This is a genomic window from Collinsella aerofaciens, assembly GCF_028209885.1.
Taxonomy (GTDB): Bacteria; Actinomycetota; Coriobacteriia; order Coriobacteriales; family Coriobacteriaceae; genus Collinsella; species Collinsella aerofaciens_BA.
In genome coordinates, this window is sequence record NZ_JAQLEM010000032.1 from 1 (window position 1) to 24,351 (window position 24,351).

26 protein-coding genes are annotated in these 24,351 nt (G+C 58.9%); 17 read left to right on the top strand and 9 right to left on the bottom strand.

Translation table 11 applies throughout. From position 1 onward, the window contains the following. The first annotated feature begins 705 nt into the window (after window positions 1-705). From nrdD to folB, 5 genes are all read left to right on the top strand, one after another. Window positions 706-2,928, top strand: a complete 2,223-nt coding sequence (gene nrdD / locus PMX21_RS08130; protein WP_055309732.1) for an anaerobic ribonucleoside-triphosphate reductase — start codon at window positions 706-708, stop codon at window positions 2,926-2,928. A 426-nt stretch (window positions 2,929-3,354) separates the two neighbouring features. Continuing rightward, the gene (gene nrdG, locus PMX21_RS08135; RefSeq protein ID WP_055309733.1) at window positions 3,355-3,936 is read left to right on the top strand and encodes an anaerobic ribonucleoside-triphosphate reductase activating protein; all 582 of its coding nucleotides are present in this window, start codon (window positions 3,355-3,357) and stop codon (window positions 3,934-3,936) included. A gap of 66 nt (window positions 3,937-4,002) precedes the next feature. Then, entirely contained in the window at window positions 4,003-4,560 is a 558-nt protein-coding gene (gene folE, locus PMX21_RS08140; RefSeq protein WP_022094399.1) for a GTP cyclohydrolase I FolE, read from the top strand. 1 nt (window position 4,561) lies between these two features. After that, entirely contained in the window at window positions 4,562-5,143 is a 582-nt protein-coding gene (locus PMX21_RS08145; protein WP_271759083.1) for an HD domain-containing protein, read from the top strand. 43 nt (window positions 5,144-5,186) lie between these two features. Further along, window positions 5,187-5,672, top strand: a complete 486-nt coding sequence (folB, locus tag PMX21_RS08150; protein ID WP_271759084.1) for a dihydroneopterin aldolase — start codon at window positions 5,187-5,189, stop codon at window positions 5,670-5,672. Window positions 5,673-5,678: 6 nt separating this feature from the next. On the opposite strand, the gene PMX21_RS08155 is transcribed toward folB, so the two are convergent. Together PMX21_RS08155 and PMX21_RS08160 are read right to left on the bottom strand one after the other, a co-directional pair. After that, complete coding sequence (locus tag PMX21_RS08155) at window positions 5,679-6,455, bottom strand: M48 family metallopeptidase (RefSeq protein ID WP_195624794.1); 777 nt, start codon at window positions 6,453-6,455, stop codon at window positions 5,679-5,681. 73 nt (window positions 6,456-6,528) lie between these two features. After that, window positions 6,529-7,542 (bottom strand): dipeptidase, encoded by a 1,014-nt coding sequence (locus PMX21_RS08160; RefSeq protein ID WP_271759085.1) that lies wholly within the window; start codon window positions 7,540-7,542, stop codon window positions 6,529-6,531. A 120-nt stretch (window positions 7,543-7,662) separates the two neighbouring features. Here PMX21_RS08160 and PMX21_RS08165 point away from each other — a divergent pair, with 120 nt between their 5' ends. The 3 genes from PMX21_RS08165 (at window position 7,663) to PMX21_RS08175 (ending at window position 9,554) form a co-directional block, all read left to right on the top strand. Next, window positions 7,663-8,091: an FKBP-type peptidyl-prolyl cis-trans isomerase gene (locus PMX21_RS08165; protein WP_271759086.1), complete on the top strand. Its 429-nt coding sequence runs from the start codon at window positions 7,663-7,665 to the stop codon at window positions 8,089-8,091. 3 nt (window positions 8,092-8,094) lie between these two features. Further along, window positions 8,095-8,673: an urease accessory protein UreE gene (locus PMX21_RS08170; protein ID WP_271759087.1), complete on the top strand. Its 579-nt coding sequence runs from the start codon at window positions 8,095-8,097 to the stop codon at window positions 8,671-8,673. Window positions 8,674-8,756: 83 nt separating this feature from the next. Further along, window positions 8,757-9,554 carry an HAD-IIB family hydrolase gene (locus tag PMX21_RS08175; protein WP_271759088.1) on the top strand — a complete coding sequence of 266 codons (798 nt, stop codon included), beginning with the start codon at window positions 8,757-8,759 and terminating at the stop codon, window positions 9,552-9,554. A gap of 77 nt (window positions 9,555-9,631) precedes the next feature. Here the strand turns inward: PMX21_RS08175 and PMX21_RS08180 are convergent, their stop codons facing one another. From PMX21_RS08180 to PMX21_RS08200, 5 genes are all read right to left on the bottom strand, one after another. Further along, complete coding sequence (locus tag PMX21_RS08180; RefSeq protein WP_172677978.1) at window positions 9,632-10,012, bottom strand: Fur family transcriptional regulator; 381 nt, start codon at window positions 10,010-10,012, stop codon at window positions 9,632-9,634. Between the two features lie 61 nt (window positions 10,013-10,073). Further along, complete coding sequence (locus PMX21_RS08185) at window positions 10,074-10,484, bottom strand: acylphosphatase (protein ID WP_271759089.1); 411 nt, start codon at window positions 10,482-10,484, stop codon at window positions 10,074-10,076. A 2-nt stretch (window positions 10,485-10,486) separates the two neighbouring features. Beyond that, window positions 10,487-11,593 carry a Gfo/Idh/MocA family protein gene (locus PMX21_RS08190; protein ID WP_271759090.1) on the bottom strand — a complete coding sequence of 369 codons (1,107 nt, stop codon included), beginning with the start codon at window positions 11,591-11,593 and terminating at the stop codon, window positions 10,487-10,489. A gap of 75 nt (window positions 11,594-11,668) precedes the next feature. Then, complete coding sequence (gene rnhA, locus PMX21_RS08195; RefSeq protein ID WP_161115755.1) at window positions 11,669-12,205, bottom strand: ribonuclease HI; 537 nt, start codon at window positions 12,203-12,205, stop codon at window positions 11,669-11,671. A 12-nt stretch (window positions 12,206-12,217) separates the two neighbouring features. After that, complete coding sequence (locus tag PMX21_RS08200) at window positions 12,218-13,156, bottom strand: LysR family transcriptional regulator (protein WP_271759091.1); 939 nt, start codon at window positions 13,154-13,156, stop codon at window positions 12,218-12,220. Window positions 13,157-13,429: 273 nt separating this feature from the next. Here PMX21_RS08200 and PMX21_RS08205 point away from each other — a divergent pair, with 273 nt between their 5' ends. The 3 genes from PMX21_RS08205 to PMX21_RS08215 all read left to right on the top strand — a co-directional run bounded on the left by PMX21_RS08205 (window position 13,430) and on the right by PMX21_RS08215 (window position 16,224). After that, window positions 13,430-14,740 carry an O-acetylhomoserine aminocarboxypropyltransferase/cysteine synthase family protein gene (locus PMX21_RS08205; protein WP_271759092.1) on the top strand — a complete coding sequence of 437 codons (1,311 nt, stop codon included), beginning with the start codon at window positions 13,430-13,432 and terminating at the stop codon, window positions 14,738-14,740. A gap of 313 nt (window positions 14,741-15,053) precedes the next feature. Beyond that, window positions 15,054-15,830, top strand: coding sequence for a hypothetical protein (locus PMX21_RS08210; protein WP_052044232.1), 777 nt, complete (start codon window positions 15,054-15,056; stop codon window positions 15,828-15,830). 187 nt (window positions 15,831-16,017) lie between these two features. Beyond that, window positions 16,018-16,224, top strand: a complete 207-nt coding sequence (locus PMX21_RS08215) for a hypothetical protein (RefSeq protein ID WP_035138870.1) — start codon at window positions 16,018-16,020, stop codon at window positions 16,222-16,224. A gap of 108 nt (window positions 16,225-16,332) precedes the next feature. Here the strand turns inward: PMX21_RS08215 and PMX21_RS08220 are convergent, their stop codons facing one another. Together PMX21_RS08220 and PMX21_RS08225 are read right to left on the bottom strand one after the other, a co-directional pair. Continuing rightward, entirely contained in the window at window positions 16,333-17,247 is a 915-nt protein-coding gene (locus PMX21_RS08220; RefSeq protein ID WP_271759093.1) for a ketopantoate reductase family protein, read from the bottom strand. Window positions 17,248-17,369: 122 nt separating this feature from the next. Next, a complete protein-coding gene (locus PMX21_RS08225; protein ID WP_271759094.1) occupies window positions 17,370-17,564 on the bottom strand; it encodes a cyclase family protein in 195 nt (64 codons plus the stop codon). 163 nt (window positions 17,565-17,727) lie between these two features. On the opposite strand from PMX21_RS08225, the gene PMX21_RS08230 reads away from it, so the two are divergent. From PMX21_RS08230 to PMX21_RS08255, 6 genes are all read left to right on the top strand, one after another. After that, on the top strand, window positions 17,728-18,915 hold the full coding sequence (locus PMX21_RS08230) for an aldo/keto reductase (protein WP_271759095.1): 1,188 nt from the start codon (window positions 17,728-17,730) through the stop codon (window positions 18,913-18,915). 93 nt (window positions 18,916-19,008) lie between these two features. After that, a complete protein-coding gene (locus PMX21_RS08235; RefSeq protein WP_271759096.1) occupies window positions 19,009-20,028 on the top strand; it encodes a Gfo/Idh/MocA family protein in 1,020 nt (339 codons plus the stop codon). Between the two features lie 172 nt (window positions 20,029-20,200). Beyond that, complete coding sequence (locus PMX21_RS08240; RefSeq protein WP_271759097.1) at window positions 20,201-21,067, top strand: deoxyribonuclease IV; 867 nt, start codon at window positions 20,201-20,203, stop codon at window positions 21,065-21,067. A 147-nt stretch (window positions 21,068-21,214) separates the two neighbouring features. Next, entirely contained in the window at window positions 21,215-22,075 is an 861-nt protein-coding gene (locus tag PMX21_RS08245) for an ABC transporter substrate-binding protein (protein ID WP_117648317.1), read from the top strand. Between the two features lie 118 nt (window positions 22,076-22,193). After that, a complete protein-coding gene (locus PMX21_RS08250; protein ID WP_271759098.1) occupies window positions 22,194-23,555 on the top strand; it encodes an ABC transporter permease subunit in 1,362 nt (453 codons plus the stop codon). A 12-nt stretch (window positions 23,556-23,567) separates the two neighbouring features. Then, window positions 23,568-24,317: an amino acid ABC transporter ATP-binding protein gene (locus PMX21_RS08255; RefSeq protein WP_128620108.1), complete on the top strand. Its 750-nt coding sequence runs from the start codon at window positions 23,568-23,570 to the stop codon at window positions 24,315-24,317. The last annotated feature ends 34 nt before the right edge of the window (window positions 24,318-24,351 follow it).

The window sequence follows — 24,351 nt, forward strand, 5'->3', positions numbered from 1 at the left end:
GTTTAGCTCAGGGGGAGAGCGCTTCCCTGACACGGAAGAGGTCAGAAGTTCAAATCTTCTAACGCCCACCAAATGTTTGCAGCCCAGAGGCTATGTCTCTGGGCTGTTTTGTTTTATGCCGCCAAACATGCCGGCAAATAAGCCACCAAATATTGATCCAAGGTTTGTACGCGATGGTCTTCGCATCCCGTAGAGGTGCCGGCAGATTGCATACGTCCTGGCCGACCGTGACCGCAACATGTTGGTCAAGCATAATCTTTTGGATTCTTTTGGCGTGAGCGGCTTGGTTTTGGTAGGATTTGTCAGCGGCTTGACTAAGGGGGTTTTATAACTGCCATGCAGGTAGCCGTGTTGGTAACGTTTTACCGACTTCCCAAGAACCCCTCATTTTTAATGCGTCTGCAAAATGACTAATTGCTTTGACCTGCTGAAACACTATATGTTGTGTTTGACCTAAAAAAAGAATACAGGATATAGATGCCTCTTTGTCGTATGATAGATGGCGGACAGAGAACGAGAACCTTATTCGCCCCATTTGGACACGTCTTTGAGCCGCTTGATCGGCCGCGAGGATTGTCCGCATGAGGACCTATGGTTTATCGAGAACACAGATTGCGCGACGGCGCCGCAAGACAGGGGCAAGCCCTGCCGGGTATCGTTTGGCTCTGAAGCGCGATGAGGCTACGATGCGAAAGAGGCAAGAGGATGAAGATCATCAAGCGCAGCGGCACCGAGGTTGTCTTTGACATCGATAAGATCGTCAATGCCATCCGCGCCGCAAACTTGGAGGTCGAGGAGAGCTCTCGTCTTACCGACCGCCAGGTGGTTTACGCGGCACAAAACGTCGCCGAGGCATGCGAGAACGCGGGCCACACCGTGTCGGTCGAGGAGATTCAGGATCTGGTCGAGGACGAGATTATGCGTCTCGACTGCTACGAGGTCGCTCGCCATTACATCATCTATCGCTATGTTCAGAGCCTGAAGCGCCAGAAGAACACGACCGACGACAAGATTCTGTCGCTGATTGAGTGCAACAACGAAGAGGTCAAGCAGGAGAACTCCAACAAGAACCCGACCGTCAATTCCGTTCAGCGTGACTACATGGCCGGCGAGATCTCCAAGGACCTGACTCAGCGTGTGTTGCTGCCCCAGGAGATTGTGGATGCCCACAATGAGGGTCTGATTCACTTCCATGATTCGGACTACTTTGCCCAGCACATGCATAACTGCGACCTGGTGAACCTGGAGGATATGCTCCAGAACGGTACTGTTATCTCGGGTACGCTGATTGAGAAGCCGCACAGCTTCTCGACCGCCTGCAACATCGCGACGCAGATCATCGCCCAGGTTGCTTCCTCCCAGTACGGTGGCCAGTCGATTTCGCTGACCCATCTTGCCCCGTTTGTCGAGGTGAGCCGTCAAAAGATTCGCGGCGAGGTCGCCCGCGAGCTCGAGGAGCTCGGCGTTTCCGCATCTCCCGAAAAGGTCCGCGAGGTTGTTGAGGACCGCCTGCGTGACGAGATCCGTCGCGGCGTTCAGACGATTCAGTATCAGGTCGTGACCCTTATGACCACCAACGGCCAGGCGCCGTTCGTGACGGTCTTTATGTATCTTAACGAGGCCCGTACGCCTCAGGAGAAGCACGACCTTGCCATGATCGTGGAGGAGACGCTTCGCCAGCGCTACGAGGGCGTTAAGAACGAGGCCGGCGTTTGGATTACCCCGGCATTCCCCAAGCTTATCTATGTACTCGAGGACGATAACGTTCACGAGGATTCCCCGTACTTCTACCTGACCCAGCTGGCTGCCAAGTGCACCGCCAAGCGCATGGTTCCCGACTACATCTCCGAGAAGAAGATGCGCGAGCTCAAGCTGTCGAAGGGCGAGACCGCGGGCAACGGCGACTGCTATACCTGCATGGGTTGTCGCAGCTTCCTGACGCCCGACCGCTCCGGTAACGGATTTAACAACGTGGCCAACGCGCTGAACTATGACCCAAACAAGCCCAAGTACTACGGTCGCTTTAACCAGGGCGTTGTGACCATCAACCTGCCCGATGTCGCCCTGAGCTCGCATCAGGACATGGACAAGTTCTGGAAGATCTTCGACGAGCGCCTTGAGCTGTGCCACCGCGCCCTGCTGTGCCGCCATGAGCGTCTGATGGGCACGCTTTCTGACGCCGCACCGATTCTTTGGCAGTACGGTGCTCTCGCCCGTCTGAAGAAGGGCGAGACGATCGACAAGCTGCTCGTGGGCGGTTACTCCACCATTAGTCTGGGTTATGCCGGCCTGTATGAGTGCGTTAAGTACATGACGGGCCACAGCCACACCGAGAAGGAGGGCACGCCCTTTGCCATGGCCGTCATGCAGCGCATGAACGACAAGTGCGCCGAGTGGAAGGCCGAAAGCGATATCGACTTCTCGCTGTACGGTACCCCGCTTGAGTCGACGACCTACAAGTTCGCCAAGTGCCTGCAACGTCGTTTTGGCATCATCCCGGGCGTGACGGACAAGGGCTACATCACCAACAGCTACCACGTCCACGTGTCCGAGGAGATCGACGCATTCGACAAGCTCAAGTTCGAGGGTATGTTCCAGCAGCTTTCGCCGGGCGGTGCCATCTCCTACGTCGAGGTTCCCAACATGCAGGACAACCTCAAGGCTGTCATTCGCGTGATGCAGTACATCTACGACAACATCATGTACGCCGAGCTCAACACCAAGAGCGACTACTGCCAGGTGTGCGGCTACGACGGTGAGATCAAGATTGTCGAGGATGACGGCAAGCTGGTGTGGGAGTGCCCCAATTGCGGCAATCGTGACCAGGAGAAGATGAATGTCGCCCGTCGCACGTGCGGTTACATCGGTACCCAGTTCTGGAACCAGGGTCGAACCGAGGAGATCCGCGACCGCGTGCTGCATCTCTAATAACCATCCCAGGCCGCTCCGTAGCGAGGCCCCGGGCCTTTACTCGCTATTTCGGACAGTCCTGGCTCACGACGGAGGCGCCACTGGCGCCTCCTGTTCGTGCGGAACTCATATCGAGCAAAGGCCCGGGGCCTCGCTACGGGGCAGCCAAGTTGATGTAGCTGAGATGCAGCATGCGGCCTGCTCACTCCTCGAAGTTCTTAGCGGAAATGAGTTGACTTGCAACAACGCTTTGCTTGCGATGGCGGTTGAGCTGCAACAAAGTTTTTATTGGACCTCGAACCCTATACTCGATGTTCGCTTCGTTCATTGAGTTACCCTTTGCATGAGGCCGGGACATATCGTCCCGCCCGCAGTTTCGCAGGCCGAAGGCCGAGAATGTTTGAGGACGGGATGATATGTCCCGGCCTCCCGGGAGAGTTACCTATGAACTACGCGAACATTAAATATTTCGACATTGCTGATGGGGAAGGCGTTCGTACTTCTCTGTTTGTGAGCGGGTGCCGTCGCGGGTGCAAGAATTGCTTTAACTCCGTCGCGTGGGACTTTGCCGCGGGTGAGCCGTTCGATCGTGCCGTCGAGGACAAGATTATCGAGAGCCTCGACCATCCCTTTATCGATGGCCTGACGATTCTGGGCGGCGAGCCTATGGAGCCCGAGAATCAGGCGGGACTTGTTGACTTTATCGAACGCGTGCGTGCGGCCTATCCCGAGGGGTCGGGCAAGACCATTTGGTGCTTTACCGGCGACGTGCTCGAGGAGCTTATGCCGGGTGGCCGTCATCATACCGAGGTGACGGACCGTATCCTGGCCTGCCTCGACATGTTGGTGGACGGCCCGTTTGTTCAGGATCTGTACGATATCTCATTGCGCTTTAGGGGCTCGAGCAATCAGCGCGTGATTGATATGAACGCCACGCGCGCCCGTGCTGTGCGCGAGGGCGTTGCGCTTTGCGACGCTGTGGAGCTTTGGCGTGATGATCCGGTCTATTCGACCCATACTATGTAGCTTGTGGCCGATGCCAAAGGGCGTGGTACCATAGCGCGAACGTGAAATCGGAAAAGTGAGGCCCAGATGGTCGATCAGGAAAAAGTTGAGGCCGCCATTAAGCTGTTGCTTGAGGGCATAGGCGAGGACCCAACTCGTGAGGGCCTGCTGGAGACCCCGGCGCGCGTCGCCCGTATGTATGGCGAGATTGCCGGCGGTATGGACCAGAGTGCCGAGGAGCACCTGTCCAAAACCTTTGCCGTCGCTTCGAACGACTTGGTTATCGAGCGCGACATCACGTTTTACTCGCTGTGCGAGCATCATTTGCTGCCGTTTTATGGCAAGGCTGCGATCGGCTATATCCCTAACGGTCGCGTGGCGGGTCTGTCTAAGCTCGCTCGCACGGTTGAAGTCTATGCCCGTCGTCTGCAGCTGCAGGAGCAGCTGTGTGCACAGGTTGCCGACGCCCTCATGGATTATCTCGCTCCCCAGGGAGCGATTGTGCTCATGGAGGCTGAGCATATGTGCATGACCATGCGCGGCGTGCAAAAGCCTGGCACCAAGACCGTGACGCTCGCTCGCCGCGGCGTCTTTGAGACCGATCCCGCGCTCGAGGAGCGGTTCTTTAGGATGCTGGGCCGTTAGCATGAGGGTCGTCAACGACTTTACATCGAAGACCGATGAGGGGACGCCGCGTCGCGGTTTTATGGCTTCGGGCCTGGCGCCTTTTGGTGCCATGCCTCGCATTGATTACATCTGTGCCAACGGTCTGTTTCGGCGGCACCTGGGCAACATTGCACAGTTGGAATCGGGGCGCATCTTCTGCCGCCACGGTATTGACCACCTGCTCGATGTCGCTCGCATTATGTGGATCAAGAATCTCGAGGAACAGCTCGAATTTGACCGCGAGGTCATCTACGCCACGGCACTTCTTCACGATATCGGCAAAGATGAACAGTATGAATCGGGTATATCCCATGATGTTGCAAGCGAACGCGTCGCTGATGCGATTCTCGGCGGTATGCCCGATGACGTAGCGTTTGAGCCGGCCGATGCCGCAGCCATTAAGACGGCCATTCTGGGCCATCGAAAGCTGCGCGTGAACAGCCAACCGCTCGAGCGCCTGCTCTATGCAGCCGACAAAGCGTCGCGCGCCTGCTTTGCATGCCCCGCGCGCAATGCTTGCAACTGGAGCGATGATAAAAAGAACCTGTCGATTCGCGTGTAGTTAGTTTACGCGGTCGGGGTTCTAAACGAAGGAGACGATCGCGATGAGCAACAAGAAACTGCCCGAGAATGCAACCAAGACTGAAGGCGCCGAGCTCGCCCGCCGTGGAAGGGGCGAAATATCCACCGCAACGGCGGTACCCCACGTGAGCTATGACGATCTGCGCCATGCCGACCGCATCACCGTTGAAGGTCTTGAGGTTTTTGCTAACCATGGCGTGTATCCCGAAGAGAACGTGCTGGGCCAGAAGTTCATCGTGTCCTTGGTGCTCTATGTCGACCTGCGTGCAGCGGGGGAGCACGATAGCCTGGACGCTTCGATTGACTACGGCTCGGTGTGCCACGATGTCGATGGCTATCTGCGCGAGCATACGTTTAAACTCATCGAGGCGGCAGCCGAGGGTGTGGCCCAGATGCTGCTACGTCGTTACCCCTTGCTGCTTGGCGTGCGTGTTAAGCTCGATAAGCCTTGGGCTCCCGTCGGTCTTCCCCTGGCAAGCTGCGGCGTCGAGATCGAGCGCGTGCGCTAGTCGACGCTAGAGCTTGTTGAGGGGCGGCTGCTTGAGCCGCTGCGACAGAGCTCTATTGTTGGGACAGTACGTGTCGAGCAGCGCGTGAAACCGCTGATTGTGGCTTGGCTCGAGCAGGTGGACGAGCTCGTGGGCGACAACCATGTCGAGACACTCGATGGGATAGGCGGCAAGTTCGCGTGCGATGCGAACGGCACCGGATTTGGGCGTGCATGAGCCCCAACGCGTTTTCATGCTACGTACGGAAACGCGGGAAACGGCGACACCCATTGCGATTTCGTACGCGCGCGCCATATCGCGCAGCGCCGTGGTGACCTCGGATGCATAGAGCTGGTCGATGCGGGTCTGGAGCTCATCGGACGTCAGGCCGTCGAGGGTTGCGCGCCGCTTGGCCTGTGGGCGTTCGTTCGATTTGTCGGCACCCATAAAACTTGCGAAGGTGGCCTGCTTGGGCCGCGGTGCGGGTGATGCAAAGTTGCGATCGAGCGCATCTTGTACCGTGATGGGCTTGCCCCAAAGTGCAATGATGGACGAGGGGCTGAGCGGCTCTCGTGCCGTCGCCTGACGTTGCTCGCGCTGGGCAAGTCGACTGATAATCCAGGCGCTGTTGCGCTTCACAAACGCTTCGATACGCTCGCGGCTGGCGTCGAGCGGTGCACTGGCGTGGACCTCACCGCTCGATGTGACGCGTAGGTTGAAGTTCTTGACGCGCTTTTTGGTAACGACGACGGGGATGGATGTGCCATCCGGTCGGGATACGGTAATCGTAAATTGCTGCGTCAAAAGCGGTCCTTCAGATTGGGGACGGGCCGCATGTCGACCGTTCGGCATGCCGGCCCGCTCAGGGGATGTGAAATTAATAACGCTCGAAGAAGGCAAGGGCATTATCGCTGCAGAGCTTCTGCATCACGGTCTTGCCAAAGTGCTTGGAGAGCATGTTCTGGAACTCGGGCATCTTGCTGGCATCGGAGAGGAAGGCGGGCACCGCGGCACCGTCCCAGTCGCCGCCGAGCGCGATGACGTCCTCGCCGCCCAGGTCGAGCCAGTGCTCGATATGTGCCGCTAGCTGGTCGAAGGTGACGTCTGCGGCGGTCTTGTCGGTTGCGTCGTTGGAAAGGAACTCGCTGCAGTAGTTGAGGCCGACGATACCGCCCATGTCGCGAATGGTGCGGAACTGGTCGTCGGTAAGGTTGCGTTTGACGCCGCAAACCGCACGGGAGTTGGAGTGGCTGGCGACGAAGGGACGCGTGGCGTGGGCGAGAACCTCGTCAAAGCACTCATCGTTGAGGTGGGAGACGTCGAGTACCATGCCGGCGTGCTCCATCTGCGTAAGTGCCTCGATGCCGGCGCCGGTGAGGCCGGCGTGGGTATCGTGTCCGCTCGCGAGCGGTCCCTGCGCGTTCCAGCTGAGTGATGACATGAGTACGCCCAGGCTCTTGAGCACTTCGATCAGCGCGGGGTCCTCGGCAAAGAACGTGGCGTTTTCGATGGTGTGGATGCAGGCGACCTTGCCGTCCTTGAGCGCGGGGCGAATGTCTGCGGCGCTGCGCACGTTGACCATACGGTCGTGGTTGAGCATTGCCTGGCCGCTCATATGCGCCATGATCTGCGCCTGGAAGCGCGCGGCGTGGGCGGTGGGAATCTCGTCGGGGACAAACGTGGCGAAGCACTGTGCCCACGGCGTGTTGCCGATCTTTGCGAGCGAGATGGCACAGGCGTTACCCTCGATGAGGTCGAAATCTTGCGGATGCGTTTCGTCGCCGGGGAAATAACCGTCGGTGCCGGCGGTAAAGCGCAGGTCGAGATCGAGCGTGGCCCAGCCGATTCGGTCGGCGGTGTCGCAGTGTAGGTCAAATACGGGATATGCCATGGTTCCTCCGGTTGCAGCGTTTCTTTGCAAACTGTCATTGAATTGTATGACTAGGGTATAGTTAGCGCCATATGTTCACGGCGGCCCGCGTTGTGCGCCGCCCTTATCACGGAGGTTACCATGTCCAACCAGGGCAAGAAGGTCAAGACCCATTATCGCGGCACGCTCGATGACGGCACGCAGTTCGATAGCTCCTACGATCGCGGCGAGCCGCTGGAGTTCACGTGCGGCGCCGGTCAGATGATCAAGGGCTTCGACGCCGCTGTTGTCGACATGCAGGTGGGCGAGAAGAAGACCGTGCACATTCCTGCTGCCGATGCCTACGGCGAGCACAATCCCGAGATGGTTATTACCTTCCCGGCCGAACAGGTTCCCAACATCGAGCAGATCGAGAAGGGCATGAAGCTTTTCCTGTCCACGCCGAGCGGTATGCCCGTTCCCGCCGTGGTCATCGACGTAACGCCCGAGGCTGTGACGCTCGACGCCAACCACGAGCTGGCCGGCAAGGACCTCAGCTTTGATATCGAGCTCGTCGAGGTCGAGGGTTAGAGTATGCCTGAACGCTTGGTTTCGACGACATGCTTGGGAAATCTCAACGATCCGTCCTATGAACTTCTGCTTCGCCGGAAGCTGGGCGGCGTCTTTGAAGCTGACGATCTGCTGCTCGATTGGGACCAGGCTGATGTATGCGCGTTTGTGGGCGTGACGGAGCTGGGGCGCACGGTCGATGTTCGGCTGGATACTGCCGACGGCGGTCGTCTTGTCGACGGCGACGTGCTCGCCGTCGACCACACGGGTGCGGTACCCGTGGCGGTTGTCGTGCGCCTGCGCAGCGCCGAGGTTTATTTGGTCGAAGTTGACCGCATGGACCCGATTGCGCTCGCGCATTCGTGCTGGGAGATCGGCAACATGCATGCGCCGCTCTTCCGGGGCGACTCGGACGAGCATACTGTGCGCATGTATACGCCGGTGCAGCCTGTTTTGGGCCGCATGCTCCGGGGTGTCGAGGGTGTTCGGCTCTCGCTGGTTACCCGTGAACTCGATGCGGACCGGCGCTTTGCGTCGAGTGCGGCGGAGGTCGTCGTGAGCATGGCTCCCGACTTTACCATCGTAAAAAAGGCGCGCGGCTAAGCGCGCGTATGCGCAAGACGGGCTTTGAGGGGCGACCGATCAAGGTCCGTCTTGCTGTTGATATGAGGCTTTGGGGGAAGCATATGGGTCTTGAGGGAATCAAACTGATTGCATGCGATTTGGACGGCACGTTGCTGCATCCGGGGGAGCGCGAGCTGCGTTCCGAGGCCTTTGAGCTTATCGATGAGCTGCATCGTCGCGGTATCGTGTTTATGCCGGCGAGTGGCCGTCAATATGCGAGCTTGCGCTACCTGTTTGCCCCGGTGGCCGATGAGCTCGCCTATGTATGCGAAAACGGAACCCTGGTGATGAGCGAGGGGCGTGCCGTCGTCAAGCGTTCCATGGAGCGTAGCCTTGCTATGGTTATCGCGAATACCGTGGTTGCGTATCCCCATACCGACATGACCCTTTCGTGTGAGGGGCACATCTACACCATGAGCGGCAACGATGCGTTCGTCGACCATTTGCGCTATGTGGTCCACTGCGATGTGGCGGTGGTCGACCGTCCCGAGGACATCGACGAGGATGTCATTAAGATTGGCTTCCAGACGCCCGAGGTGGATTATCCGGCGGCCCGGGAGTATTTCGAGCGCCTCTTTGGCGACCGTGTCGATGTGATGACGTCAGGAACCGCATGGACGGACCTTATCGGTTTCGGTTCGGGCAAGGGCTCCGCGCTTGTCGATTACGGTCGTGTCCTGGGGATTTCGCCCGATGAGATGATGGCATTTGGCGACAATGAGAACGATCGCGACATGCTCAACGTCGTGGGCCATCCCTATCTGATGGAGAGCTGCAACCCCACCATGCGCGGTATCAACGATCGCGTCCGTTACGTGCACACGGTCGAAGAAGAACTGCGCCGCCTGCTCGCCGAGTAGGTTTTCGGGACATGCCTAGAAATGTACTGTTTGCTGCAAAGCGAGGAAAGGTGGATTTTAAGGCATGTCCCGAACATCTACCGGCAGTCGGGGCAGAGACCCTCGAAGATGGTGTAGTGCGACGTGACGTGCCAGCCGATTTGCTCGGACGCCTTGGCGTCGAGCTGGGCATCGAAGGGGAGCGGTACGTCGATGACGCGGCTGCACGAGGTGCAGATGATATGCGCATGCGGCTCGATCGTGCGATCGAAGCGGCTACCGCCCGGCGTCTTGATGGAGAGGATTTCGCCTGCGTCGGCCAAGAGATTGAGATTGCGGTAGACCGTACCGCGGCTGATTTTGTCATCCTGCGCGCGCACGACGTTGTAGATTTCGTCGGCGGTGGGATGGTTATAGCTTTGGCGCACGGCGTCAAGAACCAGCTTTCGCTGCCTGGTATTCCTTCTTTGCACCGCCATGCGCCTCGCCTCTTTTCTATCAACGGTCGTAGGTAAATGATACCGTATTTAGCACACAATACTAATAATGAGGACTGAAACCGTCTTCATTGGCAAGTGGGGCTCGGGCCTGAGCGTCTATGAGGCGAAAACGCGTTCCCATGCGCTCGTAGGAGGCATGAAGCGCCTCGAGATGAGATAGGATATTTGCCGGAGCTCCCTGTATCTCCATCTCGACTGAGCCGTCTTCCATGTTACGCACCCAGCCGGTGAGGGAGCGTGCCTGCGCGAGGTTGGTGTTGGTAAAGCGAAAACCAACGCCTTGGACTTGCCCCTCCCAGCGCAGGAAATAGCGCAGGGGAGTGTCTTGAGTGGCCTCGTCGCTTGCGAGCACAGTAAGCCTGCGGCGCAGCTCGAGCTCGACGTTTGATGGTTTTTGAGGCTCTCGACTGCCGCCGGTGACGCTGGAGAAGAACGTATCGAAGAGGCCCATCGCTATGCCTGCTTGCCTGCGTCGGCCGGGAAGGTAATGCCGGCCTGCTGGCGCACGGCATCCATGATGCGTAGTGAGACGAGCGTGACATCGCGGTAGTGGCCAAGCTCGTGGCGTCCCGCCGGGGTCTCCCAAATCTCTTCCTTGACGTTATCGATGCCGCCGATGGCGGTGATGAAGTCTGTGAGTTCGTATTCCATAGTGTTGCTCGATTTGGGCAGGTCGAGCACGCGGCCGTTGTCGCCCTGTTCGCGCGGCGCCTCGGTCGCCGAGCCGCGTACGACGTCGCCGCGATAGTCGATGCGGACGTTGCGGGGCGTGGACAGATGGTCGATCTGGATAGTGCCACGCTCGCCTTCGATCTGCGAGGGCAGCAGGTCATTCGTAATTTTGGAGTGCGCGAGCTCGACGGAGATACGGCCACCGCCGTAGCTGGCGAGGATGGAACCGCAGCCGTCGATGGGGCCGTGCGTGAGCTGTCGCGTGGTGGGATCGAGCAGGGCGGTCATGCTCGTAAGGCCGGAGGGCATGCCGAAAATCTCGACCATGGGCTCGACGGTGTAGACGCCAATATCCATGAGGGAACCCGAGGCCATATTGCAGTCGAAGATATTGGTGGCGCGTCCCGCGAGAATCTCGTTGTAGCGCGAGGAATATTTTCCAAAGCGCAATGAGGCGCGGCGGATGGGGGCGATCTCACCCAGGGCGTCCTCGATGGCGTGGAAGGCGGGATCGTGGAGGGGACGCATGGCCTCGAGGGCCACGACACCTGCTGCCTCGGCAGCGCGGAAGACTTCCAGCGCTTGCGCCTCGGTGGCGCAGAAGGGCTTCTCGACGATGACGTGCTTGCCACCGGCGATGCAGGCAAGGGCCTGCTCGTAGTGAAGTGCGTTGGGGCTGCCGATATAGACGGCGTCGACGTCGGCGGCTGCCGCGAGCTCATCGAGTGAAGTAAAGTTTCGCTCGCCACCGCGCTCGGCGGTAAAGGCAGCACCGCGATCTGAATCGCGCGAGAGCGTGCCCACAAACGCGGCTTGGTCGTTGGCGTTGACGACCTGGATAAAGTCGTCGGTAATCATGGATGTGCCGATGGTCGCTATACGCAGCATGTATCCCCCTCGTGCCGTTCGGTTTACAGGATGAGTGTAGCGCGAAGGGGCAGGAAATAGCGTACGAAAACGCCGTTACAGGTCGCTCTCGTTAAAGCCGGTGTCGATATCGAGGTTGCTGCCGTCGGCCGCCGTGGTGGCGAGCTCGTCGCAGCGCTCGTTGAGCTCATGGCCGGCGTGACCCTTAACCCAGATGAACTCAACCTTGTGCTTGCTCTTTGCGGTGAGTAGGCGCTCCCACAGATCGCGGTTCTTGACGGGCTGCTTGTTGGCGGTCTTCCAGCCGCGTTTTTTCCATCCGTCAATCCAGTGCTTGTTGAAGGCGTTAACGACGTACTGCGAATCGGAATGGACTTCGACGTCGCAGGGGCGGTTGAGCGCCTCGAGTGCCACGATAACGGCCATGAGCTCCATGCGGTTGTTGGTGGTCTTGGCGTAGCCGCGCGAAAGCTCAGAGGTGAAGGTCTTGCCGGCGGGGTTGGTGTATTTGAGCACGGCGCCGTAGCCGCCGCGTCCCGGATTTGATCGGGCCGAGCCGTCGGTATAGATGATGACCTTCACATGGTTCCTTTCGTTGGGTACGTTTCGCGTGAGTGACCATTGTAGCGCCATGCCCGCCGGGGGCTAGCAATCTACGATTTCTACCCCGTCTTCCGACAGTTGGTTGGCATGGATGATGCGGTTGAGCTCGTCGAGGTATTGCTGCAAGAGGGGAGAGGGCTTGCGGTCGTCATGCATGATGTAGCCCACATGCATCGTCGGGGCGTCTGCCAGGGGGATCGAGGCCATGCCCCACTGCATTTCGCTGGAGAGTACGCCGGTCGACAGCGCATAGCCGTTCGAGGTGATAAGCAGGTTGGTGAGCGTCCCGCGGTCGGATACGCGGATATTGCGGTTGCAGGGAATATAGCTAAACGGTTCCTCGGCGTAATAGAAGGAGTTCGAGGTGCCTTGCTCAAAGCTGTAGCGCGTATAGGGCGTGAGGTCGGCAAGGGACAGCTGAGGGCGGCGTGCGAGCGGGTGGCGCTCGCTAACGAAGACGTGGACCGTCGCGTCGAAGAGGGGATGGAAGCTTGCGCGGGCATCGGCGAAGGCCCTCTGCAGAACGCGGGCGTTAAAGTCATCCAGATACAGAATGCCGATATCGCTGCGAAACGCGCGCACGTCGTCGATAATCTGCGCTGTGGTGGTCTCGCGCATGATGAACTCGAACTTGCTGTCGCGGCAGCGCTCGACTACGTTGACAAAGGCCTCGACCGAAAAGGCGTAGTGTTGGGCGGAAATGGCGAGGCGGGCTTGCGGGGTACCGCCGTCCTCGTAGCGGGCCTCGAGCATGTCGGCCTGCTCTACGACCTGGCGTGCATAACCCAAAAGCTCGGTGCCGTCGTTGGTGAGTGCAACACCGCGGCTGGAGCGCGTAAAGATTTCGATATGAAGTTCCTGCTCCAGGCTTTTGACGGCATTGGAGATATTGGACTGTGCCGTATAGAGGCGCTGGGCTGCGGCGTTGATCGAACCGGACTCTGCCACGGCGATCAAAAAGCGAAGCTGTTGGAGGGTCATCGGCGCCCGTCCTTTCGAGTGTTATCTATAAAACCGATAACAGGTTAGCGCTTTAAAGTGATTGACCGAGGAAAACAATGCTCGTACTATTCAAAACACACAAAGACGGTAGGTAATTAAGCCAACTACGGAACCGGGATGCGAAAGGAGGCCCGCATATGAATTGCTTACCAAGACGAATGCCGGGCTCCTGTTTGCGCCCGTCGGCGTGATCAGGAGACAGCGACTCACTTCTCTTACTCTTATTACTTTTGTTCGATCAAGGAGATCATCATGAGCCAGTTTATCAACAACCCCGAGCACACCTTTGGTTTCGATACCCTGCAGCTGCACGTTGGCCAGGAGAGCGCCGATCCTGCATCCGACTCCCGCGCCGTGCCTATCTACCAGACCACGAGCTATGTGTTCCGCAATTCCCAGCACGCCGCCGACCGCTTTGGTCTTGCCGACGCCGGTAACATCTATGGCCGTCTGACCAACTCCACCCAGGGCGTCTTCGAGGACCGTATCGCCGCACTCGAGGGTGGCGTGGCAGGTCTTGCCGTCGCCTCTGGCGCTGCTGCCATCACCTATACCCTGCAGGCTCTTGCCCAGGCCGGTGACCACGTGGTGGCTCAGAAGACAATTTACGGTGGCTCCTACAACCTGCTGGAGCATACGCTCTCCCAGTTTGGCGTCGAGACCACGTTTGTCGATGCCCATAACCTGGAAGAGGTCGAGGGTGCCATCAAGGACAACACCACGGTCATCTATCTCGAGACGCTCGGCAACCCCAACTCCGACATCCCCAACATCGACGCCATCTCCGAGATCGCCAAGAAGCACGGTCTGCCGGTTGTCGTCGACAACACCTTCGGCACCCCGTATCTGTTCCGTCCGCTGGAGCATGGTGCCAACATCGTCGTCCACTCCGCAACCAAGTTCATCGGCGGCCACGGCACCTCGCTGGGCGGTGTGATCGTCGACGGCGGTAACTTCGATTGGAAGGCGAGCGGAAAGTACGCCCAGATCGCTGAGCCCAACCCCTCCTACCACGGTGTTTCGTTTGCCGAGGCTGCCGGTCCCGCCGCCTTCGCGACCTTTGTCCGCGCTATCCTGCTGCGTGACGAGGGCGCCTGCATCAGCCCGTTCAACGCCTGGGTCTTGCTCCAGGGCACCGAGACCCTGTCGCTGCGCGTTGACCGTCATGTCGAGAACACCAAGAAGGTCGTTGAGTTCCTGGCTGGTGACAGCCACGTCGCCAAGGTGAACCACCCGAGCCTGCCTGAGCACCCCGACCATGAGCTTTACAAGCAGTATTTCCCCAACGGCGGTGCCTCGATCTTTACCTTTGAGATTAAGGGTGGCCAGGAGGCAGCTTGGAAGTTCATCGATCATCTGCAGGTGTTCTCGCTGCTCGCCAACGTGGCCGACGTCAAGTCGCTCGTCGTGCACCCGGCTACCACCACGCACTCCCAGCTCTCTGCCGAGGAGCTCGCTGAGCAGAACATCACGCCCTCCACGATTCGTCTTTCCATCGGTACCGAGAACGCCGAGGACATCATTTGGGATCTGAAGCAGGCCTTCGCCGCGCTGGACGAGTAAGGCGACTTGTGCAAGGACCCCTTGCGACTCGATAGGTATAACTGCATAAAATGCCTGCTCAAGGCGCCTGTGCGAACAATGGTTGCACAGGCGCCTTTTTTGCATAGGAAGGGCGCTGTTACAGGGTTTTTGGCATGCTTTATGCAATCGAGATGTGGAAAACTCCTGTTGAGAGGATGTGAGTTTTACGCAATTGACGTGCGCCTTTTGAGTAAAACCGCAGGTCGCGATTTGCTCGGGGTACTATGCAGCGCGATCGAATCACACGCAGCTCAAACGCAGCAAAAAACGCACTACGGAGGTTTCCAGCTACATGAGGATCGATTCACGAAAACCGAAAGCCGCCGCCCTTTCCGCCGCTCTGACCGTGGCACTTTTGGCGGGCGCCGGCGCAACTGATGCCCACGCGGCAACACTATCCGATACGGTTGGATCTACGCCGTCCGAGGCGACGCTGGTGCAGCCCGTCGACTACCGCGGCGACGGTTATGGCTCTATGCAGGAGTGGAACGCCTCGATGGGGGCAAAGCGCGATTCCCTGGAGATGCGCGCTCAGATTATTATGAATATGTATGGCGACTATGTTACCGATGACGAGCGCGCTGTGCTGCAGAGCTGCATCGACGGTGCGGGTAGCCTGTTGACGATGGGGGAGGTCGACGCCAAGTCGACCGAGCTCGACGAGCTTCGCTCCACGCTTGAGGATGCCAAGCGCGAGGCGCTCGAGGCTGCCGCAGCCGAAGCCGAGGCCGCTGAGGCCGTTCAGGCTTCGTATTACAACGCCGGCTCCGGCTCGTCTTACGCGTCTGCTGCGTATTACGCGAACGGCTCGGGCCTGACGCGCTCGAGCGGCGTCAATAACTATAACGGCCGCCGCGAGACTTATTACAGCAGCAACGTGTTGTATCACCACCGCACGGGCGAATGGACGCAGGATTCCGAGGGCTTTTGGCGCGATTCCGATGGCTACTACGTCGTGGCCGCGGGCGATAAGGCTCAGGGCTCCACGTTTACCGGTTCCAAGGGCGAGTGCAAGGTCTATGACTCCGGCTGCGCAGCCGGAACCACCGACTACTATACCGGTTGGTAATCTGCCATAAGCCGATAGGACATGACGGGCGGGCGTCTTTACCGAGCCTTTGGGCAACGTAAGGGCGCCCGTTTTTTGTGCGTGCTTGAGTTAACAGAGCGCTTACCGTGGCAGTACGTCGCGCATATGGGCGCGGGGCACACTAGTTCATGAGAAATAAGGTCTTTCTCGTGGAGGAAGTGGTCTTGTGAACGCTCGAGATATTGCCATTGCCGCCGTCGCATTGGTGCTTGGCTGCCTTGGTCCTACGGCCGCGCTCGTTGCGGGCATGCAGGGGTCTTGTGGGGCTGCCTCTATCGTGGTCAGTGCGTTGGTCGCGGCCGCACTGCTGGGAAGTGCGGGTGTAGTCCTTTGTCGCGACGATGAGGACCAGGCGTCGGAGTCGCAGCTCTAACCGTCGGGACATCGACTACTGGTTATAGATGAAGATGAAAGCCGCCGTAAGGGGAGTGCTCCTTGTGGCGGCTTTGCTGTTGAGCCTGTTGACGTGGTGAGCCGGGCGCTACCAGCTTTTCTCGATATCGCGGATGCGCTGATAGAGCCAATCGTTTTGCGGCACTTGGATATCGTGTTTGACGGCCAGGCGGCAAATGGTGCCCGCGAACTCCTCGACTTCGGTTTTTCGTTGCGCGATGCGGTCCTGCGCCATCGAGGGCATACCGGTGGGGTCGATTCCCTCGATGAGGTGCACCATCTGCGTCAGGTCTGCCTCGGTCAGCTCAATGCCCTCGGCGTTGGCGACCGCAAGCGTTTCGCGCATGGCAGAAACAAAGCAGCGACGCTGCTCGGAGTCCGGCTCCGTGGCGCTTCCGTAGGTCCCGCCGTAGGCCATGCACGTCTGGTTGATGCCGTCGTTGAGCATGAGTTTGGCCCACATGCGGTGCGCAACGTCGCTCTCGACGGTATGGGCGATGCCGCAGCGCGTGTAGAGCTCGTCGATGGCGGTGACGGTTGCGAGCTCGGTGCCGGCCGCCGCGCCAAAGCGGATTTCGCCAGTGTTGGTAAAGGTGAGCGCGCCGTCGAGGAATACGGCGTCCATGCCCTGGCAGATACCCAGGACGGTATGCTCCCAGCCAAAGCGCTCGGCAATCTTCTGCTCGCTCGTAATGCCGTTACACAGCGAGGCGATGAGCGTATTGGGTCCCACGACGCGCTCCATAGTCTTGAGTGCTTGGTTGAGTCCAGTCGTCTTGACCGTGAGAATGACCAGATCGGCGGGCGTTGCCTCGCTGGCGCGGACGGACGTGAGATCGCAGGGTTCGCCGTTGACGGTGAGTGCGTCGTTCGCGTGACGCTCAAAACGGGCGTCATCCATGACGTATTCGACGGCGTCATTGCCGAGGGACTTGGCAATCATGCTGCCATAGAGTAGGCCGACGCCGCCCTTGCCGATAAAGGCAACCTTGTTGATCTGCATATGAATCATCTCCCCATATAAAAGGCGCCCGCGTGGGGGCGCCTGATGGATTGTATGCCGCCGGGGCGTTTGGTAAGCGCGCGGGGCTGCTGTTATGAAAAAGAAACTATTGCACTGTGCGCTTATGCCGCGGGACAGATCACAAAAACGCGCGCAGGGTGTACGACGCCATCGCGCACCTTGGGGAAGGTGCAGAAGATGACGGCGCCTGTGGCGGGAAGCTCGTCCAGATGGTCCATGACCTCGATCTGATAGCGGTCGACCGAGAGGATGTACTGCTCGCCGGGGTAGGGGTAGGCGTCCTCGCGCGTGGTCACGGTCGTCTCCTTTCATCGGGCTTTTTGCTGATGTTAAAGCGGTGTCGTGACGGCTCGATTTCTGCTACGTTACGATACATTCTCGATTGCGATTCCACGATGTTTCGGCTGCGTGACCATTGTGTTTCGCCTTGCCGGGGCGCTGATGGCGAAGGGAGGGGCCGTGCAATACCGTGTTGACCCCAAAAGTGGTAACCGAATATCCGCTCTGGGTCTGGGCTGCATGAGGTTTCCCGGTGCGCCGGGACACCCCGATGCGAAGACGGCCGATGCCATCATCTCCCGTGCGGTGGAGCAAGGGATAACCTATCTGGACACGGCCTATCTCTACCCCGGTAACGAAGCTTGTGTGGGAGCCTCGCTTGAGCGCCTGGGTCTGCGCGACCAGATTTTGCTCGCGACCAAGTTGCCGCACGCTTCGTGCAAATGTGCGGAGGATTTCGACCGCTTTTTTGACGAGCAGCTGCGCCGTTTGCGGACTGACCATATCGACTATTACCTTATGCACAACATCACCTCGCCCGCGCAGTGGGAGCGCGTGGTAGCGTTGGGTATCGAGGACTGGATTGCGCACCAAAAGGCTGCGGGGCGTATTCGCCAGATAGGTTTTTCGTACCACGGCAGTGCGGCGGACTTCCTCACGATGCTTGACGCGTATGACTGGGACTTTTGCCAGATCCAGTACAACTATGCTGGAGAGCGATACCAAGCGGGAACGGCGGGACTCATGGCAGCCGCCGAGCGCGGGCTCGCGGTGTTTGTGATGGAACCGCTTTTGGGTGGACGCCTGGCGGGCAAACTGCCTCCGCGGGCCCGCGCCGTGCTCGATGACGTACGCGATCCGTACCTGAAGACGCCGGCTGCTTGGGGCCTTTCGTGGGTGTGGAACCATCCTCAAGTCACGATGCTGCTTTCGGGCATGACCGATACCGCGCAGGTGGACGAGAACGCGGCATTGGCGGATCGCGCGCTGCCGGATTCGATGACGACAGAGCAGCTCGATACCATCGCGCGTGTGCTGGGAGAGTTTGAAAAATCGAATCGCGTGCCCTGCACGGGATGCGGCTACTGCATGCCGTGCCCCAAGGGCATTAATATTCCCGGTTGCTTTGGCGCCTACAACGCGAGCTACGCACATAGTTGGTTTACGGGGCTGTCTCAATACTTTACGGCGAGCGCGGTGCGGACGAACGAGCCCAAGCTGGTGAGCAATTGTGTCAAGTGCGGTAAATGCGCACGTCACTGCCCGCAGCACATCGATATTCCCGAGCGTCTCGACGATGTGCGCCGACGTTTCCAGCCTGGCCCCGTAACGGCCGCGCTTAAAGCCTTTTGCAAAACGCGCTCCTGATGCCCCTTTTATAAGTTGCGGTGGAATAGTTCCTGTTTGCGGCAGAATAGGGGCAAAGCAGGAACTATTCCACCGCAACTGAAGGGGGCTGTCGTGGGCCATCGGGATTCATGTGATGATTTGCGTGAGGTTCGTTGGGGCGTTTTGGGCGCTGGGCGCATTTCGCATCGATTTGCATCGTCGCTCAAGGAGGTGGACGGGGCACGGCTTGTGGCTGCCGCCGGTCGCACTCCTTCGCATGTTGAGGAGTTTTGCAGGGCGTTTTCGATTGATGCCGCGCACAGTTATGCCACAGCTGACGATAACGGCGATGCGGCTTATGATGCGTTGATTGTCGACCCCGATGTCGACGTAATCTACTTGGCTCTTCCGCATGGCATGCATGCGCGTTGGGCCTGTCGCGCGCTGCGCGCCGGAAAGGCCGTGCTGTGCGAAAAGCCGGCCGTTTTGAATGAAGAAGAGGCCCATGCGATCGCCTCCGTTTCCCGTGAGCGCGGCGTGCTGTTTATGGAGGCGATGAAAAATCGGTTTTGTCCGATGCGTACTCGCGTGAAGGGCTTGCTTGCGTCGGGCGAGCTCGGCCGTATCGTCTCGATTGAAAGCGTGCAAAAACTCGATTATGGTGAGCCCCCTTCGAGTTATCTGCTCGACCCGTTGCAGGGTGGCTGTCTATATGACATGGGCTGCTATGCGGTCGGTTGGTTTGAGGATTTGCTCGCGGGCGCGTGCGAGGTTTCGTCCCGTGAAGTTCGCTGGCGTGACGGATCGGGCGGCCGCGTCGATTGGGCCGACGAGATCCATATGAGTGTCGGCGGTATACCCATTCATATGGTGTGCGACGGCAAAGCAGCATATGAAAGCCGCTTAACGATTGCCTGCGAGCGGGGCTCGTTGGAAATCGACCGTCTCCATCGCCCCGAGCTCGCCCATGTGAAGTATTCCGACGGGCGAACGCTCGAAATAAATGCCCCGTTTGAGGTCGATGATTTCTACGGCGAAATCCAGCATGCGACCCAGCTCATCCGGGCGGGGAAACTCGAGAGTCCCGTCATGCCCCTTGCCGCCACACAGTGCTGCGCGCGCATTATCGATGCAATCCGTCTAGCCCTCTAGGCTTGGCGCTGACGCATAGGGGATTATGATGCTGGCACCCGTAGCCGTAGTGTTTGGCGGCCCGCATCCCTGATGCCCCTTTTGTAAGTTGCGGTGGAATAGTTCCTGTTTGCGGCAGAATAGGGGCCAAACAGGAACTATTCCACCGCAACTGATGAGGAGGGAGCTGGAGATGCTGACGATCGGGTGCCATCTTTCGACGACGAAGGGCTATCGGGCAATGGGGGAGACAGCGTTGTCCATTGGCGCCAATACCTTTGCATTCTTTACGCGCAACCCGCGCGGCGGCAAGGCGAAAGACCTTGACATGGATGACGTGGCGGCCCTGCGCGAGCTTATGGAGCAAAACGACTTTGGCCCGCTGGTGGCGCATGCCCCGTATACCTATAACCCCTGCTCAGCCAAAGAGCGGGCGCGCGAGTTTGCCCTGGAGGCCATGGCAGAGGACCTGCGGCGCATGGAGGCGCTGCCCGGCAACTACTACAACTTCCATCCCGGTGCGCATGTGGGGCAGGGCTCCGACGCCGGCATTCAGATGATTGTCGACACCCTGTGCCAGGTGATGTTTGAGGGCCAGCAGACGACGGTGCTGCTCGAGACCATGGCCGGCAAGGGTACCGAGGTGGGCCGCAGCTTTGAGGAGCTGGCGTGCATTATCGAGGGCGTTGCTGCCAGGCGTCCAGAGCTATCGGACAAGCTGGGCGTGTGTCTGGACACCTGCCATGTGAATGACGCCGGCTATGACATCGTCCACGATCTTGACGGTGTGCTCGACGAGTTCGATCGTGTGGTGGGTATCGAGCGCCTGCGCGCCGTGCACATCAATGACTCCAAGAATCCCTGCGGCGCCCATAAGGACCGCCACGAATGCATCGGTAAGGGCTATCTGGGTAGTGAAGAGTTTGGCGGCGGTATGCAGGTTATGCAGAATATTGTATCGAATAGCCGCTTGTGTGAACTTCCATTTATTTTGGAGACACCGAACGAACTTGCAGGTTATGCGGTTGAAATCAAACTGTTAAGGTCGTTACAGCAGTAACGACTGTCACAAAGTGGAGTGTCCCATTCACGTTATGGGTTTGTTTCAATCAGTTTTCTAATTGCAGATTCGCACTTACGGGTGCATAATATCCAACAGTTTTTGCAGACCTCTGAATCAAACGGGGTCATCGGAAGGAGACTGATTATGAAGCTCAAGAAGCTTGGCGCATTTGCCGCCACGGGCGCCATGGCGCTCGCCCTCGCACTGACGGGCTGCGGCTCGTCCAACGCCACCTCTGGTTCTGATGCCGGTTCCAGCAGCTCTGACGACGCTAAGGTCGAGAAGGTCGACGGCTCCAAGGAGTACGCGCTCGTCAAGGACGGTACGCTGACCGTCGGCACCTCTGCCGAGTACGCTCCGTTTGAGTACAAGGATGACAACGGCGATTATCAGGGCTTTGACCTTGAGCTCATCAAGGCTATCGGCGACAAGCTGGGTCTGGATGTCGAGTACGTCAACAATGACTTCGACACGCTCGTCCCCGGTGTCGCTTCGGGCGCTAAGTACGACGTCGCCATCGCGGCTATCACCGACACGCCCGAGCGTGAGAAGGAAGTTACTTTCTCCGATTCCTACTACATGGACGATCAGGCTATCGTGACCAAGGTCGATAACACCGACATCACGGCCGACAACTACAGCGAGAAGCTCAACAACGCCGACGCTACCATCATCGTCCAGTCCGGTTCGACCGCCGAGGCCTTTGCCCAGGAGAACTTCCCCAAGGCCAAGATCGTCCCCTACAAGGACGCCACCGAGTGCTTCAGCGCCCTGCAGTCCGATAAGGGCGACGCCGTAGTCACCAACCGCTCCGTTGCCAGCCAGCTGACCGCCGAGCAGTTCAACACCTGCCAGACCATCAAGCAGATCAGCACCGGCGAGGAGTACGCCATCGCCATCAACCAGGGCAACACCAAGCTCAAGGACGACATCAACCAGGCCATCAAGGACCTGACCGACGACGGTACCGTCGACGCCCTCATGGCTAAGTACAACATCAAGTAAAATAGCTACTTGATTGTGCGCAGGCCCTTTCCGTTTTGGCGGAGAGGGCCTTTGCGCTTCTCTTGACGGAGAGCATTTCCGTCTCGTTTTGCCGGCAACTTCTACGATAGGAGCCACCTTGTCTCGATTGAACGAAGGGGCCATGGGTCGGCGCTTCCCGCTGCCCTCGATGCTCCAAAAACTAGCCTGCGCCCTGACTGTGGCGCTCGCTTTGCTGTGCGCGGGGACAGCCGCGCCTTCGACCGCTCAGGCGCTCGAGACCGCAAAGATCACCGCGCGTCCCAATACCGGTTCGGGCAGCGACGTGGTCGGTGGCACCGAGACGCGCATTACCTGGGAGGTCCAGGCCGATGCCGATGAGGAGCTGAGCGGTCTTTCGCTGACGTTTGTCGACGGCACGACGTTTGGTACCGATGACACGCGATTGACGATGCTCTCGGGCGAGGACCTCATGGATCGTACGCCCATGAAGCCCACGTGCAAGGCTGACGGCCAGACGCTCAAGATTGACTTTGGCGAGACGGCGCCTGCCGGCGGCTTTTTCCGTGTCGAGGTTTACGGCGTGACGTTTCCCGTCGAGGGCGGCGAAGAGGCCTTTAGCGGCACCTATACGCTCGCCGACGGTTCGACCAAGAAGATTTCCAAGATTCCGTCGGTGGAGATCAAGGGCGTGACGGCATTCGATAACTTCCTGGCCGATCTTAAGGAGCAGCCGTGGGTCGAGGCCTGGAACTCCAATATGTTCCTGCGCCTGTTCCTGAACCCGGTCATTTTGGTCCAGAGCCTGCCGATCGTCTTCAAGGGCTTCCTCATGTCGCTTTCGATCGTGCTTGTGGCGTTTCCGCTGGCAATTCCCTTCGGTTTCGCCCTGTCGCTCATGCGCATTTCCAAGTCGCGCATCCTTCGCTGCCTTGCCGGCATCTATGTGAATATCATCCGCGGCACGCCGGCGTTCTTGCAGATCTACATTGCGTTCTTTGGCTTGCCGCTGGCCGGTGTCAAAGTGGACGACTATGTGCTGGGTGTTATCGTCATGGCCATGAACTCGTCTGCGTACCTGTGCGAGATCTTCCGTGCCGGTATTCAGTCGATCCCCAAGGGCCAAAACGAGGCTGCTCGCTCGCTGGGCATGAATGCCTTCCAGACGCTGCTCTATGTCATGATTCCGCAGACGTTCCGCAATGTCCTGCCTACGCTGACCAGCGAGTTTATCCTGCTCTACAAGGACACGTCGCTGCTTGCCGCCGTGGGTGTCGTCGAGATCGTCATGAACGCCCGCACCATCGTGGCCACGACGGGCTCCATCGCGCCGTATGTGGTTGCCGCTCTGTTCTATCTGGTCATTACCCTGCCGCTTGCGCGCTTGGTGAGCGGTCTTGAGGCGAGACTTCTGGGGACGGCCGAAACCAAAAAGAAGCGTCCCACCAAGAGCGCCGGACAGGTTGTCGCGACGCCCGCCGATCATATCGCCGGTCTGTAAGGAGGTCCTGTCATGAGTGAAACGAATTCCAACGAGGTCGTTGTCAGCATCAAGAACCTCCAAAAGGCTTTTGGCGATAACGTGGTTCTGCGTGATATCGATCTGGACGTGCACAAGGGTGAGGTCGTTGTGGTCCTGGGCCCCTCGGGCTCGGGCAAGTCGACGATGCTTCGCTGCATCAATCGCCTGGAGCATCCCACGAGCGGCTCGATTGTCGTTGAGGGCGTGGATGTGTGTGCCAAGGGCGTCGACCTCAATAAGGTACGTACACACTTGGGCATGGTGTTTCAGCAGTTCAACCTGTTCCCGCACCTGTCGGTCAAAAAGAACGTCATGCTTGCGCAGCAAAAGGTGCTCAAGCGCAGTAAGGAAGAGGCCGAGAAGATCGCCATCGAGGAACTGACCAAGGTCGGTCTTGCCGAGCGTATCGACTTTATGCCGAGCCAGCTCTCGGGCGGTCAGCAGCAGCGCGTGGCCATTGCCCGCGCCCTGTCGATGAATCCGCACGTTATGCTCTTTGACGAGGCCACGTCGGCGCTCGATCCCGAGCTGGTTCGCGACGTTCTGGGTGTCATGCGCGACCTGGCACGCGATGGCATGACCATGATCGTCGTGACGCACGAGATGGGCTTTGCCCGCGACGTCGCCGACCGCGTCGTCTTTATGGACGGCGGCGTCATTGTGGAAGAGGGTACGCCGAGCGAGGTCTTCGACCACCCCAAGAGCGAGCGCACCAAGGCGTTCTTGGGCAATATCTCGTAGCCGGTTGATGTAACTGCCGTTATAAAAGAGCGGG